Annotated in this window: 17 protein-coding genes and 1 pseudogene; 12 read left to right on the top strand and 6 right to left on the bottom strand. The window is 72.1% G+C overall.

Translation table 11 applies throughout. The features are described from left to right. Positions 1 to 132: 132 nt before the first annotated feature. Genes V6U90_RS27435 through V6U90_RS27420 form a run of 4 tightly spaced genes read left to right on the top strand, consistent with a single transcriptional unit; the run spans position 133 to position 3,045 of the window. A complete protein-coding gene (locus V6U90_RS27435) occupies positions 133 to 573 on the top strand; it encodes a UDP-N-acetylglucosamine--LPS N-acetylglucosamine transferase (protein WP_334442631.1) in 441 nt (146 codons plus the stop codon). Next, a complete protein-coding gene (locus V6U90_RS27430; protein ID WP_334442628.1) occupies positions 570 to 1,166 on the top strand; it encodes a glycosyltransferase in 597 nt (198 codons plus the stop codon). The genes V6U90_RS27435 and V6U90_RS27430 overlap by 4 nt, the downstream gene beginning before the upstream one ends. Then, positions 1,163 to 2,125 (top strand): sulfotransferase family protein, encoded by a 963-nt coding sequence (locus tag V6U90_RS27425; RefSeq protein WP_334442625.1) that lies wholly within the window; start codon positions 1,163 to 1,165, stop codon positions 2,123 to 2,125. The genes V6U90_RS27430 and V6U90_RS27425 overlap by 4 nt, the downstream gene beginning before the upstream one ends. Positions 2,126 to 2,127: 2 nt before the next feature. Further along, entirely contained in the window at positions 2,128 to 3,045 is a 918-nt protein-coding gene (locus V6U90_RS27420; RefSeq protein WP_334442654.1) for a glycosyltransferase family 2 protein, read from the top strand. An 88-nt stretch (positions 3,046 to 3,133) separates the two neighbouring features. Here V6U90_RS27420 and V6U90_RS27415 read toward each other — a convergent pair whose 3' ends face one another. Both V6U90_RS27415 and V6U90_RS27410 read right to left on the bottom strand, forming a co-directional pair. Next, complete coding sequence (locus tag V6U90_RS27415; protein ID WP_334442622.1) at positions 3,134 to 4,276, bottom strand: hypothetical protein; 1,143 nt, start codon at positions 4,274 to 4,276, stop codon at positions 3,134 to 3,136. Positions 4,277 to 4,294: 18 nt separating this feature from the next. Continuing rightward, positions 4,295 to 5,089, bottom strand: coding sequence for a 3'(2'),5'-bisphosphate nucleotidase CysQ (locus V6U90_RS27410; protein ID WP_334442652.1), 795 nt, complete (start codon positions 5,087 to 5,089; stop codon positions 4,295 to 4,297). Positions 5,090 to 5,306: 217 nt separating this feature from the next. Between V6U90_RS27410 and V6U90_RS27405 the strand changes: the two genes are divergently transcribed. Beyond that, on the top strand, positions 5,307 to 6,404 hold the full coding sequence (locus V6U90_RS27405; RefSeq protein WP_334442619.1) for an aminotransferase-like domain-containing protein: 1,098 nt from the start codon (positions 5,307 to 5,309) through the stop codon (positions 6,402 to 6,404). A gap of 346 nt (positions 6,405 to 6,750) precedes the next feature. Then, positions 6,751 to 7,902 (top strand): magnesium/cobalt transporter CorA, encoded by a 1,152-nt coding sequence (gene corA / locus V6U90_RS27400; protein ID WP_334442616.1) that lies wholly within the window; start codon positions 6,751 to 6,753, stop codon positions 7,900 to 7,902. A 134-nt stretch (positions 7,903 to 8,036) separates the two neighbouring features. Here corA and V6U90_RS27395 read toward each other — a convergent pair whose 3' ends face one another. Beyond that, complete coding sequence (locus V6U90_RS27395) at positions 8,037 to 8,756, bottom strand: hypothetical protein (protein ID WP_334442614.1); 720 nt, start codon at positions 8,754 to 8,756, stop codon at positions 8,037 to 8,039. Positions 8,757 to 8,873: 117 nt separating this feature from the next. Between V6U90_RS27395 and V6U90_RS27390 the strand changes: the two genes are divergently transcribed. Continuing rightward, positions 8,874 to 9,404 (top strand): peptidylprolyl isomerase, encoded by a 531-nt coding sequence (locus tag V6U90_RS27390; protein ID WP_334442612.1) that lies wholly within the window; start codon positions 8,874 to 8,876, stop codon positions 9,402 to 9,404. A gap of 74 nt (positions 9,405 to 9,478) precedes the next feature. Continuing rightward, the gene (locus V6U90_RS27385; RefSeq protein ID WP_334442609.1) at positions 9,479 to 10,390 is read left to right on the top strand and encodes a rhomboid family intramembrane serine protease; all 912 of its coding nucleotides are present in this window, start codon (positions 9,479 to 9,481) and stop codon (positions 10,388 to 10,390) included. On the opposite strand, the gene V6U90_RS27380 is transcribed toward V6U90_RS27385, so the two are convergent. Then, positions 10,379 to 10,846, bottom strand: coding sequence for a PH domain-containing protein (locus V6U90_RS27380; protein ID WP_334442607.1), 468 nt, complete (start codon positions 10,844 to 10,846; stop codon positions 10,379 to 10,381). The genes V6U90_RS27385 and V6U90_RS27380 overlap by 12 nt on opposite strands. A gap of 182 nt (positions 10,847 to 11,028) precedes the next feature. On the opposite strand from V6U90_RS27380, the gene V6U90_RS27375 reads away from it, so the two are divergent. Genes V6U90_RS27375 through V6U90_RS27360 form a run of 4 tightly spaced genes read left to right on the top strand, consistent with a single transcriptional unit; the run spans position 11,029 to position 14,975 of the window. Next, on the top strand, positions 11,029 to 12,201 hold the full coding sequence (locus tag V6U90_RS27375) for a thiolase family protein (RefSeq protein WP_334442605.1): 1,173 nt from the start codon (positions 11,029 to 11,031) through the stop codon (positions 12,199 to 12,201). 60 nt (positions 12,202 to 12,261) lie between these two features. Beyond that, positions 12,262 to 12,744 (top strand): hypothetical protein, encoded by a 483-nt coding sequence (locus V6U90_RS27370; RefSeq protein ID WP_334442603.1) that lies wholly within the window; start codon positions 12,262 to 12,264, stop codon positions 12,742 to 12,744. Between the two features lie 52 nt (positions 12,745 to 12,796). After that, on the top strand, positions 12,797 to 13,492 hold the full coding sequence (locus tag V6U90_RS27365; RefSeq protein ID WP_334442601.1) for a response regulator transcription factor: 696 nt from the start codon (positions 12,797 to 12,799) through the stop codon (positions 13,490 to 13,492). Further along, the gene (locus V6U90_RS27360) at positions 13,485 to 14,975 is read left to right on the top strand and encodes a HAMP domain-containing sensor histidine kinase (RefSeq protein WP_334442599.1); all 1,491 of its coding nucleotides are present in this window, start codon (positions 13,485 to 13,487) and stop codon (positions 14,973 to 14,975) included. The genes V6U90_RS27365 and V6U90_RS27360 overlap by 8 nt, the downstream gene beginning before the upstream one ends. Before the next feature lie 200 nt (positions 14,976 to 15,175). Here the strand turns inward: V6U90_RS27360 and V6U90_RS27355 are convergent. Together V6U90_RS27355 and V6U90_RS27350 are read right to left on the bottom strand one after the other, a co-directional pair. Continuing rightward, a pseudogene (locus V6U90_RS27355) lies at positions 15,176 to 15,310 on the bottom strand (IS200/IS605 family transposase); the annotation flags it as partial. A gap of 88 nt (positions 15,311 to 15,398) precedes the next feature. After that, positions 15,399 to 15,536, bottom strand: coding sequence for a hypothetical protein (locus tag V6U90_RS27350; protein ID WP_334442597.1), 138 nt, complete (start codon positions 15,534 to 15,536; stop codon positions 15,399 to 15,401). Positions 15,537 to 15,693 lie beyond the last annotated feature (157 nt).

The following is a 15,693-nucleotide window of genomic DNA, read 5'->3' as shown; positions in this document are numbered from 1 at the left end:
GTTACCCCCGGTCCCGTTAGATTGTCCGCGGCGCTTCGATGATCTGTTAACCGTCCCGACGTGGACGAGTCCGGGCGCGAAATTCGTACGGGCGTGGGGAGAGGCGGGTCGGACGTGGGGTCAGGTGAGGTGATGCTCGTCGGATCCAGCGGTGGGCATCTGGCACAGTTGCTGGCACTGGAGCCGTGGTACCGCAACCGGTCCCGGTCCTGGGTGACCTTCGACACCCCGGACGCCCGCTCGCTGCTCGACGGCGAGGACGTGGTGTGGGCGTACCACCCCACCACCCGCAACGTCCGCAACCTGATCCGCAACTTCGGGCTGGCCCTGCGGCAGCTGCGGCGCCGGGACGTCGCCGCGGTGGTCACCACCGGCGCCGGGGTGGCCGTGCCGTTCGTGGCGGTGGCCCGGCTACTCCGGATCCCCACCATCTACATCGAGGTGTACGACCGGATCGACAGCGCCACGCTCAGCGCCCGGCTCTGCCGCCCGTTCCTCTCCGCGATGCTCGTGCAGTGGGACGAGCAGCTGCGGATGTACCCGAAGGCGACCGTCGTGGGCAACCTCCTGTGAGCGGCCTGATCCCGCGTCAACGGCACGGGGAGCCGGCGCATCCCCTGGTGCTCGCCCTGGTCGGCACCGACGTGCACCGCTTCGACCGGTTCGTGGACTGGCTGGAACGCTGGTACGCCGGCCGGGCGGCCAGCGCCGACCCGGTCCGCCTCGTCCTCCAGTACGGCAGCAGCCGCGCCCCCCGGATCCCGGAGGCGACCGCCTTCCTCGCCCACGACCAGCTCCAACGGGCGATGGCCGAGGCCACGCTGGTGGTCTGCCACGGCGGACCGGCCACCATCACCGAGGCCCGGCGGACCAACCACCTGCCCATCGTGGTGCCGCGTGACCCGACCCACCACGAGCACGTCGACAACCATCAGCAGCTCTTCGCCCGCCGGCTCGGTGCGGCCGGCAAGGTCCGGCTCTGCGAGTCCGAGGCGGAGCTGGTCGAGGCGCTCGACAAGGGCATGGCGGACCCGGGAGCCTTCACCCTCTCCACCGACCCGGACGCGCCCGACCCCCGGATCGCAGCGGTGGCTGCGGTCGGCCGGATCGTCGAGAGCCTGGTCGAGCAGCGGGCCCGGCGGGCCGGCCGACGGTGGTGGCGGTGAGCCTCCCGGCCCGGGTCCTCTTCGTCGGCGGTCTCGGGCGCAGCGGCTCCACCCTGCTGGAGCTGATCCTCGCCCAGCACCCGGACGTCTGCGCCGTCGGCGAGGTCGTCCACCTGTGGGAACGCGCGCTCGGTGGCGACGAGCGGTGCGGTTGCGGGGAACGCTTCACCGGCTGCGACTTCTGGCAGCGGGTCGGTGAGCACGCCTTCGGCGGCTGGTCCGCGCTCGACCGGGCCGAGGTGCTGGCACTCAAGGCCCAGGTCGACCGGACCCGGTTCGTACCCCGGCTGGCCCGTGGCCGGCTGCCGGAGGAGCAGTTGGGGCCGATCCGCCGCTACGCCGACCTCTACACCCGGATCTACCGGGCGGCGACCGAGGTCACCGGGGCGAGCCTGGTGGTCGATTCCAGCAAGCACGCGTCGCTGGCGTTCGCACTGCGCTGGGCCGAGGATCTCGACCTGCGGGTGGTGCACCTGGTCCGGGACAGCCGCGCGGTCGCCTACTCCTGGGCCAAGCAGGTCCGCCGGCCCGAGGTGGTGGACACCGAGGCGTACATGCCCACCTTCTCCCCGTTCACGGTGAGCGGGCTCTGGACCGCACAGAACGCCGCCTTCCACCTGCTGGCCACCCGCGCGCCGGTGCTCCGGCTGCGCTACGAGGACTTCACCGCCGATCCGCGCGGCACCGTCCGCCAGGTCCGAACCTTCGCCGGGCTCGACGACACCCCCGACGCGCTGCGGGTGCTGGACGATCCGCCCGTGCCGCCCCGACCCTTCCACAGCATCGCCGGTAACCCGCTCCGGTTCAGCAGCGGCCCGCTGCGGGTACGACAGGACAACGCCTGGCAGGCGGCGCTCCCGCCGCGTAGCCGGGCGGTGGTCAGCGCCGCGACCCTGCCGCTGCGGCTGCGTTACGGCTACGTCGGCCGGCGACGCCCCAACTCCGGAGAGGCCCCGTGACCGTGACCAACCTGCCCAGCGTCACTGCCGTGGTGCCCACCCGGGACCGACCGGAACTGCTCCGCGCCGCGCTCGACGCGATCCTGTCCCAGGAGTACGCCGGCCGGGTGGACGTGGTCGTCGTCTACGACCAGTCCACGCCGGACATGTTGCTGGAGATGGACACCCCGGAGCGGGGCGTACGGGTCATCACCAACACCCGCACCCCGGGCCTGGCCGGTGCCCGCAACAGCGGCATCCTGGCGGCGACCGGTGACCTCGTGGCGTTCTGCGACGACGACGACGAGTGGCTGCCGGGCAAGCTGGCCGCCCAGGTGGCGGCGTTGGCCGCCGAGCCGGAGGGCGAGTTCGTCAGTTGCGGCATCCGGGTCAGCTACGACGACCGGAACGTCGACCGGGTGCTGCCCCGCACCCGGGTGCCGCTGTCCGCACTGCTGCGCGACCGGCACACCGAGCTGCACCCGTCCACCTTCCTGATCCGGCGCGGTCCGCTGGTCGACGGGATCGGTCTGGTCGACGAGGAGATCCCGGGCAGCTACGCGGAGGACTACGAGTTCCTGCTGCGGGCGGCCCGGCGGGTGCCGCTGGTCAACCTGACCGTGCCGTACGTCGTCGTCCGCTGGCACAAGCGGTCCTACTTCGCGCAGCGTTGGGAGACCATCTCGACCGCCCTGCAGTGGCTGCTCGGCCGGTACCCGGAGTTCGCCACCGTGCCGCACGGGGAGGCCCGGGTGGCCGGTCAGATCGCCTTCGCCCAGGCGGCCATGGGTAACCGGCGGGACGCGGTCCGGTGGGCCCGCCGGACCCTGGCCCGCAACCCGCGCGAGCCGAGGGCGTACCTGGCGCTGGCCGTCGCGACCCGCGCGGTACACCCCGACCGGGTGCTGCGTACCCTGCACAAACGCGGCCGGGGCATCTGAGCACCGCCGGGGGTCAGGCCGCGTTTGTGTGGTCCGGACACCCGGGTGTCCGGCAGGTCGCCGGAGTGCTGCGCGGCCCGTGACGCGGTCAGGCGGGCGCGGCGCACCACGACCGCCACGCCTGCTGGCTGGCGGTGTCGGTGAGCCGGAAGTCGCCCCCGCTGACCTCGTAGTCGTAGTACGCCACCCAGAGTGGCCGTTGGGCGTTGAGGTACGCGCTCATCTCGCGGATCCATGCGGCCCGGCCGGCGCCGCTGTCGCCCGGGATCCGTACGCTGCCGGTCTCGGCCAGGCCCCACGGCTTACCCAGCGCCCGGGATTTGGAGATCATCGGTCCGAAGACCTTGTCCGGGGCGGTGTAGCGGCCGTACTTCCCGCCGCTGTTGTAGCAGTCCCAACCGAGCACGTCGACCACGTCGCCGCCGGGGTAGTAGTCCTCGAACCGGCGGTTGGACTGCGGGTTCAGCGTCCAGCACATCAGGATCAGGGTGGCCTTCAGCCGGCTGTTGCCGGCCCGGTCGGCGAGCCCGGCGACCCGACGCCAGGCGGACCGGAACTGGCTGGTGGTGTAGGAGCCGGATTCGACGTCGTTCTCCGGTTCGTGGAAGTACGACCAGTAGACGTCGTGGTCCCGGGGGACCGAGGCGAACCAGCTCGCCAGCCGGCTGTCGTGCCGGCCGGCGAGCACCTCGCCGGGTGGTGCCTTGAAGGAGACCACCACGGTCCGGTTCACCACGTCCGCCCGACTGCCCGACCAGGAGGGCGGCAACCCGGGGTAGAAGACCCGGACCATGCGCAGCGGACCGTAGGTGCGGTCGGACCGGGCCAGCCCGGCGGCGAAGCTCTCCCCGGAGAGCAGGTGGATGCTCGCCCCGGGCAGGGTCCGCCGGTTCGTCGGGAACGCGGCGTCCCCGGCGCCGTTGCGGGCCGAGGGGGACGGGGTGGGCGTCGGGACGCTGCCCAGGCCGGCGACACCGCCGGGTTGACCGCCCAGTCCGCTGCGTGCGCCGCCGTCACCGGCGCCGGAACTGGTCCCACCGGTCGCGGTGGCACCCGGCGGGGCGGTCGCCGGGTCGTCGCGGCTGGTGGCGACGGCCACCGTGGTGCCGAGTACGACCGCACCGGCGGCCACCGGCGCCAGCCACCACCGGCTCAGCGCGCGGCGTCGGGAGCGTCGCCGACCCGTCGGCTGCTCTGGCTGCGGGGTCTGGTCGGGCAGCGGAGGAGTCACGGAACCGTCCTCAGGGGGTCACTGGCACCGGGCAATCGTGGCAAGCAGTTGCTCGGCCAGCTCGGGCCGGCAGACCAGCAGGTCGGGCAGGAGCGGGTCGGGCCGGTTGTAGCGCAGCGGGGAGCCGTCGATCCGGGAGGCGTGCATCCCGGCGCCCAGCGCGACGGCGACCGGGGCGGCGGAGTCCCACTCGTACTGACCACCGGCGTGCACGTACGCGTCGACCTCGCCGAGGACCACCGCGCAGACCTTGACCCCGGCCGAGCCCATCGGCACGGCCTGTCCGCCGATCTCCTCGATCAGCGTGCTGACGAAGGCCGGGGGACGGCTGCGGCTGACCGCGATCCGGATCGGGCCGTCGGTACGGGTGACGGTGGGCAGGCCGGTGCCGAGCACCAGCGGCGTACCGTCCCGCCGGGTGCGGGCCGGCAGCCCGACGGCCCCGGCGGTGAGGCCACCCTCCGGGCCGGCCGACCGTTCCCAGAGCGCGACGTGCACCGCCCAGTCGGTACGGCCCTCCTCGGAGAACTCCCGGGTGCCGTCGAGTGGGTCGATGATCCAGACCCGGTCGGCGGTCAACCGGGGCGGCTGCTCGCCTGAGGACCATGCCTGCCGGGAGTCGGCGTGCTCCTCGGAGAGCACCGCGTCCTGCGGTCGCCAGCGGGCCAGCTCGGCGACCATCAGGTCGTGGGACGCCTTGTCGCCGGCGTTCTTCAGGGCCGCCGGGTCGGCGAAGCCCTGGGCCGCCCGCAGCCCGGTCAGTGCCTCACCCGCGCGGGTGGCCAGCCACTCCGCGAAGGCCTGGTCGTCCAGCTGCCCGGTCCGGTCCTCGTCCACTTCGCCTCACCATCTCGACTGTGCCGACAACGGTCTGCAATCCTTCGATCACTGACCGGACCACACTAGGTTGCGGCCCGCTACCGGACAACCAGAGTCCGGTTCGGCTTTCTGCCCTACCGGCCGATGCCCGCATGTTGAACTTCGCGTGGATGCCGGCATGAGCAGCCAGGGCAGGCCCTAGGCTCTTCGCATGACTGCCGCGCAGCTGATCTCCTTCGCCCGTGGGGCGCCGTCACTGGACATCGTCGACATCGAGGGGCTCAAGGCCGCCGCCGTCCGCGCGTTCGACGCCGACCCGGCCGGCGTGACCGCCTATGGCACCTCCGTCGGTTACCCGCCGCTCCGCGAGTGGATCGCCGCGAAGCATGGCGTACGCCCGGAGCAGGTGCTGGTGACGAACGGATCGTTGCAGGCCGACGCGTTCCTCTTCGACCACCTGGTCTCCGCCGGCGACCAGGTGGTGGTGGAGCGCCCGACGTACGACCGGACCCTGCTCAACCTGCAACGGCAGGGCAGCGAGCTGCACGCGGTGTCGATCCAGCCGGACGGTCTGGACACCGCCGAGCTGCGCAAGCTGCTGGAGTCCGGGGTGCGCCCCAAGCTGGCGCACATCATTCCGAACTACCAGAACCCGGCCGGGGTCACCCTCTCCCTGGAGAAGCGGCACGAGCTGCTCGACCTGGCCGCCGAGTACGGCTTCACGATCTTCGAGGACGACCCGTACGCGGACATCCGGTTCCGGGGCGAGCCGCTGCCGTCGATGCTCTCCCTCGACACCCGGGGCGTCGTGGTGCACGCGTCCAGCTTCACCAAGACCGTCTGCCCCGGGGTCCGGGTCGGCTACCTGGTGGGCCCGGAGCAGTTGATCACCGACATCGCCAAGCGGGCGACCAACCTCTACATCTCGCCGGGCATGGTCTCCGAGGCGATCGTCCACCAGTTCTGCGTCTCCGGTGACATCGAGCGCTCGATCCGTACCGTCTCGACCGCGCTCGGTGAGCGCGCCCGGCTGCTCGCCGAGTCGCTGCGCCGGCACATTCCCCAGGCCCGGTTCGTCGAGCCGGACGGTGGCTACTTCCTCTGGGTGGAGCTGCCGTCGGACGTACACGTCGACCGGCTCGCCCCGGCCGCCACGGAGCGTGGGGTGGCCGTGGTGAAGGGCAGCGACTTCCTCCTGGATGGTGGCCACCACTCGCTGCGGCTCGCCTTCTCCGCCGTGACCGTGGACCAGGTGGACGAGGGCGTGCGACGGCTGGCCGAGGCGGTGGAGGCCGTCCGAGGGCGGTAATTTCTGTTAGATACCTGACAGAAGGCGGTGTTGGCTGGTCCGGGGTTCCCACCGGGCCGGCCAGCGGCCCACAATGCTGCGAGCGTCACTCGTGTCGGGGCCGGCCCAGGCTGCGTCTTACCGTCGGTGCCCTCCCGACCCGACTGGCGCGAGAGCACCACCCCCCGCCCCCAAAGGCGCCGGGTGGGCCGCCCGCACCTCACCCCCCTGACGCGGCCGGTCCACCCGGCGCCGACCCGGCGTTCTGGAAGCCTGCACCGACCACCGCCCCACCGACCGCCTGTGCCGAGCGGGCGTAACCTGCGAGGTCGGGTCGTACACGGTGGTGGAGGGAGGCGGGGAAACCATGACCGAAGAGGTGGAACGGGGCCGCGGTACACCGAACGGACTGGGTCGGGTTCCGCTCCCCCGGGCCTGGACCGCGCCGGTCCGGGCGATGAGCCGGATCCTCAACACCGACGGTGACCAGCAGTCGGGTGCCACCGTCCCGGCCGACGAGCGCAGCAGCGTGGTCGACTGTGCGCTCTACGTCGACGGGATCCGGCAGTCCGGTGACTGGAACTACGCCGAGGCCCTGCGGGCGGCCCGGGCGAAGCGCGACAGCTTCGTCTGGTTGGGCCTGCACGAGCCGACGCTGACCCAGATGACCGGCATCGCGCAGACCTACGGGCTGCACGAACTCGCCGTCGAGGATGCGGTCAAGGCCCAGCAGCGCCCCAAGTTGGAGCGCTTCGGCGACGTGAGCTTCCTCGCCCTGCGCACCGCCCGGTACTGCGAGCACGCCGAGTTGACCGAGCACTCCGAGGTGGTGGAGACCGGGCAGGTGATGCTCTTCATCGGGCCGCAGTTCGTGATCAGCGTCCGGCACGGTGACGCCTGCCGGCTCGCTCCGGTCCGGGCCGACCTGGAGAGCAAGCAGGACCTGCTGCTGCACGGGCCCTGGGCGGTGGCGTACGGGGTGACCGACCGGGTGGTCGACCTCTACCTGGAGGTGGCCGACAAGGTCGAGGACGACCTGGACATCCTGGAGACCGAGGTGTTCGACCGGCAGAGTCACGGCCGGATCCAGCGCATCTACCAGATGAAGCGTGAGCTGGTCGAGTTCAAGCGGGCGGTCGTACCGCTGCAACGGCCGCTGATGACTCTGACCGCGCAGATGAACCGGGACGTGCCGAAGGAGGTGCGCCGTTACTTCCGGGACGTGCAGGACCACCTGACCCGCACCGTCGAGCAGGTCAACTCCTACGACGACCTGCTGAACTCGATCCTCCAGGCCCGCCTCGCCCAGGTCACCGTCGACCAGAACAACGACATGCGCAAGATCGCGGCCTGGGCGGGCATCGCCGCGGTCTGGACCGCGATTGCCGGCATCTACGGGATGAACTTCGAGGTCATGCCAGAGCTGAAGATGCGGTACGGCTATCCGGTCGTCCTCGCGCTGATGCTCACCATCTCGCTGGCGCTCTACCGCTGGTTCCGGCGCAAAGGCTGGCTCTGACCCTCCCCGTCCCCGGTAACGGGCGCGGCGGCTCCGTACCCGCAGACGCCTGCGGCGGTTCCGTACCCGCAGTCGCCCACGGCGCGGGACGACTGAAGCGTCTCCGCGCCGCGGGCGAGCTGTCGGGGGACCGGTCAGTGCCGGTTGTTACCCGAGGGGGTGCCGAGCGCGCCGGCCTGGGTGCCGCCCACCGCCGTTCCGGTGCCCGGGTCGGTACCCTTCCCCGCCGACTGCCGAGCACTCTCGGCGGCCTGGCCGACCGTGGCGGAGACACCCTCGCCGGCCCTGGCGGCGGTGTCCCGCAGCCGGTCGGTGGTGGAGCCGCCGGTCGTGGCCGCCGCACCGTCAGGGGTACCCACCACGATGGTGTCCGTCTCCTCCCGCACGTCGGCCGGCGGGCGCGACGGGTCGTACTCCTCCCACTGCTGCTGGTCACGCCGCCGACGCATGGCCATCGCACCGGCCACCCCGGCCACCGCACCTGCCGCGAGCAGGCTGGTACGCAGCATCGACTGCCGCCTCCGGGCGGCCTGCTGCTTCTTCCTGTTCTGCACCATCATGTTCCTTGCCTTCACCTTCCTGGCTGCTGAACTGGCCTGGCGTGCCCCGCCCGCAGCAGCCACGGCCAGTGGCGCCAACGTCGCCATGGTGGACGACCAGCCGGTGGCTGCGGTGTCACGCACCCGGGCCGCAGTCGGCGAGACGGAGTCGCGGGCCGCCTGCACCCGTGGGCCCACCGTCGCCCCGACCCCGTACGCGGCGTGGTTGGCCGCCCGCTTCAGGTGGCCGAGGCTCTCACCCAGCTCACTCCTGACGAGCGCGCCCTGCGACTTGCGCCGCCCGATTCCGAACACGGTCCCACCTCCTGGGTGTCGTTCCTTCGTCATCCTCCACCTTCGGATGCCTCCGCACTGCCAGATCGGGCACATGGGAGGATCCGCATGGAACTGACCAACGACTGAGGAGTACCCGTGGCCGAGGCTGTCTACGCCACCTTGCACACCAATGCCGGTCCGATCCGGCTGGAGCTGTTCCCGAACCACGCGCCGAAGACGGTCCGCAACTTCGTCGAGCTGGCCGAGGGGACCCGCGAGTACCGTGACCCCCGGACCGGCCAGCCGGGCCAGGGCCCGTACTACGACGGCACGATCTCGCACCGGGTGATCAGCGGCTTCATGATCCAGATGGGTGACCCGACCGGCACCGGCCGGGGCGGACCGGGCTACAACTTCGGTGACGAGTTTCACCCCGACCTGCGGTTCGACCGGCCGTACCTGCTGGCCATGGCGAACGCCGGACCGGGCACCAACGGCTCGCAGTTCTTCATCACGGTCGGCCCGACCCCGCACCTGAACAACCGGCACACCATCTTCGGTCAGGTCGCCGACGCCGACTCGACGAAGGTCGTGGACTCCATCGCGAACATCTCGACCGGTCCGAACGACCGGCCGTTGCAGGACGTGATCATCGAGCGCGTCGAGATCGAGCGCACCCAGAGCTGACCCGTCCCGCGAGGTACCTTTGCTCGCATGAGTCAGCGTCCCGGCCGGTCCGAGCCGCAGAGCGGGGTGGCGGCGTGAGCGATTCCCCGCCCACCACCCCGGTCTGCTACCGGCACCCCGACCGGGAGACCTACGTCCGGTGTACCCGCTGCGACCGGCCGATCTGTCCGGACTGCATGCGCGACGCCTCGGTCGGCCACCAGTGCCCCGAGTGCGTGGCTGAGGGACGACGGTCCGTCCGGCCGACGCGCACCGCCTTCGGTGGCGGTGCCGTCGGCCGGCGGGGGTACGTCACCACGGCACTGATCGCCCTGAACGTGGTGATGATGCTCCTCTCCATCGCCTCCGACCGGGGCGGTGACTCGGCGGCCGGCGGCTCCGGCTTCGGTGGCCTGATGGGCGGGAGTACCCCGCTGACCGAGTGGGGGGCCGTCATCGGCCTGGCCCGCTTCCCGGACTTCTCCGTACACGGGGTCGCCGAGGGCGAGTGGTACCGGCTGCTCACCGCGATGTTCCTGCACTACGGCGTGGTGCACCTGCTGCTGAACATGTGGGCGCTCTGGGTGCTGGGCCGGTCACTGGAGGCCACCCTCGGGCCGTTGCGCTTCCTCGGGCTCTACCTCGTGGCCGGCTTCGGCGGCAACGTCGCCGCCTACGTTTTCAGCGCGTCGAACGCCGCGACCGCCGGCGCCTCCACCGCGATCTTCGGGATGTTCGCCGGGATCTTCGTGATCATGCGACGGCTCGGCCGGGACACCTCGCAGGTCATCCCGATCCTGGTCATCAACCTGGTCTTCACCTTCGCCGTGCCGGGCATCTCCATCGCCGGGCACCTCGGTGGCCTGGTCACCGGGGCGGCAATGGCCCTGATCCTGGCGTACGCGCCCCGGGCCAACCGGTCGCTGGTGCAACTCGCCGGCGGGGCGCTGATCGTGGTGGCGCTGACCGGGCTGGTCCTGGTCCGCTCCGCCGCGCTACTCGGCTGATCCGTCGTCCCAGCCCGCTGGCGCGTACCGCTCCCGGACCGCCCACAGGATGTCGGCGACCGTGGCCGGCTCGGCCCCCAGGTCGTACCGGCCGAAGAGGTACAGCGCGTCGCCCGCGTCGATCTCCAGGGTCTCGGTACGCAGCCCGCGCCGGGGCCGGGTGTCCACGCTGATCCGCTCGACGACCGCCCAGTCCAGCCGGCGGCGTCCGGCGAAACCCCGGATCACCGTCACCCCGTGCGGGTCCACCGCGAGCCGGACCGGTGCGACCAGGTCACGGACCGCCCAGCCGGCCAACCCGGCCGCGACCAGCACGGCCAGCCCCGGCCGGACCGGGTCACCGGCGGCGAGGAGCAGGCCGGCCGCCACCAGCAGTACGCCGCCGGCCAGCTTGAGCACCGGCAGTCCGATCGGTACCCGCCAGGTCGTCGACGGGTCGGTGGTCGGCTCGTTCACCGCACCAGCATGACAGTGCCAGCGCCGTCGCATCGGCGGGTGTCGGGTCACCTCGGCGGGTGTCGGATCGATCGGTGTCGGGTCCGGTCACCCGCAGCGGCCCGGCCCGACGTAGGATCGGAGAAGGTCAAGTTACCGGGGAGTACATGTCGCCGGGTGGCGCGGATTGCCGGGGAGTACAGATGAGTGACGCGGTCATCGTCGGCGCGGTGCGGACCCCGGTGGGGCGGCGCAAGGGCGGGCTGGCCGGGGTGCACCCGGTCGATCTCTCCGCGCACGTGCTGCGTGCCCTCGCCGAACGGACCGGCATCGATCCGGCCACCGTCGACGACGTGGTCTGGGGTTGTGTCTCCCAAATCGGCGACCAGGCGTGGAACGTCGCCCGCAACGCCGTGCTCGCCGCCGGCTGGCCCGAGTCGGTCCCCGGTACGACGCTGGACCGGCAGTGCGGATCCAGCCAGCAGGCCCTGCACTTCGCTGCGGCGACGGTGCTCGCCGGCCAGGCCGACCTGGTGGTCGCCGGTGGGGTGGAGTCGATGACCCGGGTGCCGATGGGTGCCAGCGCGACCGGCGGTCTGCCCTACGGCGAGCAGGTCCGGGACCGCTACCGGGGAGTCGAGGGTTTCGCCGCCGACCAGCCGGTCCCGTTCAACCAGGGCGTCGGCGCGGAGCTGATCGCCCGGCGCTGGCGCCTGTCCCGTACCCAGCTCGACGAGTACGCGCTGGCCAGTCACGAGAAGGCTGCTGCGGCGCAGGACGCCGGAGCGTTCGAGGCGGAGATCACACCGGTACCGCTGGCCGACGGCGGGAAGCTGACCGCCGACGAGGGGATCCGGCGCGACACCTCCCTGGCGAAGCTCGCCGAACTGGCCACCCCCTTCCGGGCCGACGGTGTGGTCACCGCCGGTTCCGCGTCGCAGATCTCCGACGGCGCCGCCGCGCTCGCCGTCACCACCAGCGAATGGGCCCGCCGGCACGGTCTGCGTCCGCTGGCCCGGATCCACACTGCGGTGGTCGCCGCCGACGACCCGGTCGTCATGCTCACCGCACCCATCCCGGCCACCGCCAAGGCGTTGCGCCGCGCCGGGCTGGGCATCGAGGAGATCGGGGTGTACGAGGTGAACGAGGCGTTCGCCCCGGTCCCGCTCGCCTGGCTGGCCGAGACCGAGGCCGACCCGGAGCGGCTGAACCCCCGGGGTGGGGCGATCGCCCTGGGGCACCCGCTCGGCGGCTCCGGTGCCCGGATCATGACCACCATGCTCCAGCACATGCGGGACAACGACATCCGCTACGGCCTGCAGACCATGTGCGAGGGTGGCGGGATGGCGAACGCCACCATCGTGGAACTTCTGTAATTCCACTTTCGTCCATGCCTACGCCACGTCATTTTCCGATGACGTCTCGTTGGTCCTGGCATGGACGTCTTCGCTCGAACGTTCCTCCCCGCCGCCGCGGAGAACGGGATCGCCCTCCAGACGATCAGCCGGCACATGCCGATCTTCCGCCGCTGCGTGGGTACGGGTGACGCCGCCATCCTGGTCACCCGCTGCACCCGCCCGGACCGCCCCGCCCACGGCGAGTACCTCCTCCTGCTGACCTACCGACGGCTGGTGGTGACCCGGCAGACCCGACTGCTGCACCGTCTCCGCCTGCATCTCAACACCGACCTGCGTCACCTGCGGGACGTCACCTGGCACCCGGACCCACGGCTCCCGGCCATCGAGCTGGTCGCCACCGCGATCGACGGGATCCGCGAGCGGTTCCTCATCAGGGCCGGGCACTCCAGGCAGGTCTGGCAGCTCGACGCCCTGCTCACCCAGGTGTTCCGGACACCGTCGCGGGCACCCGGGGACACCGCGTCGGCCGGCGGCACCCCGGTCGGCCGATCCTTTACCTGACCCGAACACACCCGGCCGCCCTCCGACGTGCCCGGTCGGCCATCATGGGCCGGTGACCGTCGACGCGCAGCAGCGGGGACTCGTCCTGGTCGTCGAGGACGAGCCGGCCATCGCCGACCTGGTCCGGCTCTACCTGACCCGGGACGGGTTCGGGGTGCACGTGGAGCGCGACGGCTCCGCCGGCCTCGACGCCGCCCGCCGGCTCCGTCCGGTGGCCTGCGTGTTGGACATCGCCCTGCCCGGGCTGGCCGGTACCGAGATCTGCCGCCGGCTCCGGGAGGCCGGCGACTGGACGCCGATCATCTTCCTCACCGCCCGGGACGACGAGGTCGACCGGATCGTCGGGCTGGAGATCGGTGCCGACGACTACGTCACCAAACCGTTCAGTCCCCGGGAGCTGGTCGCCCGGATCCGGGCCGTGCTGCGGCGTACCGCCGGGGCGCCGGACGGCGCCGACCGGGCCCGGGTGGTCGGGCCGGTCGCCCTCGACCCGGCCCGACGCACGGTCACCGCCGCCGGGGTACCGGTGCGGCTCACCTCGACCGAGTTCGACCTGCTCGCCCACCTGATGGCCCGGCCGGGTCGGGTCTTCACCCGGGAGGAACTCCTCGCTGCAGTCTGGGGCTACCCGGCGCACGCCGGCACCCGCACCGTCGACGTGCACGTCGCGCAGGTACGCGCCAAGCTCGGCCCGGCGGCGGACGTGATCCGTACCCACCGGGGCGTCGGGTACGCGGCCGATGGCTGAGCCGCCGAGGCCCGGCCCGGCCCGGGCCGACCACCTGACCGTCCCGTTGCCGGTGCTCGGTGCCGGTCCGGCTACCCCACCGTCGCCCCGCCGGCCGGGACACGGCCTGACCGCCCGGGCGGTCGGCGTCACCTGCGCGGTGGCCCTGGTGTCCGTGCTGGTCACCGCGATCGTTGCGGTGCCACTGGTGGCCCGTGGAGTCGAGCGACGCAGCCAGGAGGCGTTGGCGGCGCAGGCCCGGCTCACCGCCGAGGTGCTGCGGTTCCGCCTCGACCGGGGGCGTACCGCCGACGAGGAACGGCTCATCCAGCAGCTCCGCGCCCAGGGCATCGACGCGTACCTGATCCGCCAGGGCACCCCCGACCGGGCCGGACTGCCGGCGCCGGTCGTGCAGCGGGTGGGGCAGGGCCGCAACTTCTCCGGCCGGCGTCTGGTCGACGGGCGGCCGGCACTGGTCGAGGCCCGGGCCCTGCGCAACGGCAGCGGGGTGGTCCTGGCCAGCCCGGTGAACGACGGATTCTGGCGGCAGGTGCTCATCGTCCTCTGGTTCCCGCTGCTCGCCGGGCTCGCCGCCGGGATCGCGGCCGGGCTGTTCCTGGCCCGGCGGCTGGCCCGGCCGATCCGCAACGCCGCCACCGCAGCAGCCCGGCTCAGCGCCGGTGACCGGGCGGTCCGGGTACCGGTCGAGGAGCCGGAGGAGGTCGCGGATCTGGCCCGGGCCCTGAACGGACTGGCCGCCGCCCTGGCCACCAGCGAGGGCCGGCAGCGGGAGTTCCTGCTGTCGGTCTCCCACGAACTGCGTACCCCGTTGACCGCTATCCGGGGCTACGCCGAGGCGCTCGCCGACGGTGTGATCGGGCCGGACCAGGCACCGCGTACCGGGCAGACCATGCTCGCCGAGGCGGAACACCTGGACCGGCTGGTCAGCGACCTGCTCGCGTTGGCCCGGCTGGAGGCCGCCGACTTCCCTCTCGAACCGGTCCGGGTCGACCTGGGCCGGCTGGCGGCGGACGCCGCCCAGACCTGGCAGGCGCGGTGCGCCGCCGTGCAGGTGGAGTTCCGGGCCGACTTGCCCACCGGGCCGGTCGTCGCGTACACCGATCCGGGCCGGATCCGGCAGGTGGTCGACGGGCTGCTGGAGAACGCGCTGCGGGTGGTGCCCCCGGGTGCGCCGGTGGTGCTCGCGGTCCGGGTCGCCGGTACGGGTCCGACGGCCGGCGGCACCATCGAGGTACGCGACGGCGGGCCCGGCTTCACCGACGACGACCTCGCGGTCGCCTTCGAACGGGGCGCGCTGCACCAGCGGTACCGGGGGGTACGCAAGGTGGGCAGCGGCCTCGGCTTGGCCCTGGCCGCCGGTCTGGTCCGCCGGCTCGGCGGGACGATCACCGCCGGGCACGCCCCGGAGGGTGGCGCCCGGTTCACCGTGGAGCTACCGGAACGCGGGCCAGTGCTCCGCCCTTCAGCTTCAGGGCGGGGGTGAAGGCTCGCGCGGGGAGGGCCGCCAAGGCCCGAGCAGTTAAGAGCGACCGGCAATAGGACTAGCGGGGCTGCGGCGCGCCCTGGCACATCGGCTGGCGGCGTTGTCGTCGTCGGCCATGCAACACCGGCATGGCCTCCTCCTCCGCCTTGCCACCCTCGGCCAGACCCCGCCTCGCCTCCACCGCTCTATTGCCGGTCGCTTTAAGCCGGACGATTCGGCTGCTCGATGTACTGCTTCACGATGCTCAGCGGTGCGCCGCCGACGGACCCGGCGAAGTACGAGCCCGACCACAGTTTGTAGTGCTGTACGAGGTCGGGGAACTCCTGCCGCAGGCGCGTACCGCAACTTTTTCGCCTCGGCCGTGGGCAAGCGCAAGGGTCGCAAGCTGGCCCCGCCCCGGTTCCGGTCGCGCAAGGACAACCGTCAGGCGATCCGGTTCACGAAGAACTCCCGGTTCAAGGTGCTCGACAACGGCCGTCTGCGGCTTGCGAAGATCGGGGACGTCGAGGTGCGCTGGTCGAGGGCGTTGCCCTCGGACCCGTCCAGCGTGGCGATCATCAAGGCCGCGGCCGGACGGTACTTCGGTCCACGCGCAGCGTGGAGTGAATCTCCGTCCTTAGACCGTGTGTCATTTGGGGTTGTTGACCTGCAAGGTCACTCGTTGACTGGGTGTGGGTGACGTGGAGAAGTACTGCCCGGATGCGTTGTGGCACCTCGC

Source organism: Micromonospora sp. CPCC 206060, from assembly GCF_036906895.1.
Lineage (GTDB): Bacteria > Actinomycetota > Actinomycetes > Mycobacteriales > Micromonosporaceae > Micromonospora.
The sequence above is the reverse complement of the archived record's forward strand: the minus strand, read 5'-3'. Positions and strand labels throughout refer to the sequence as shown.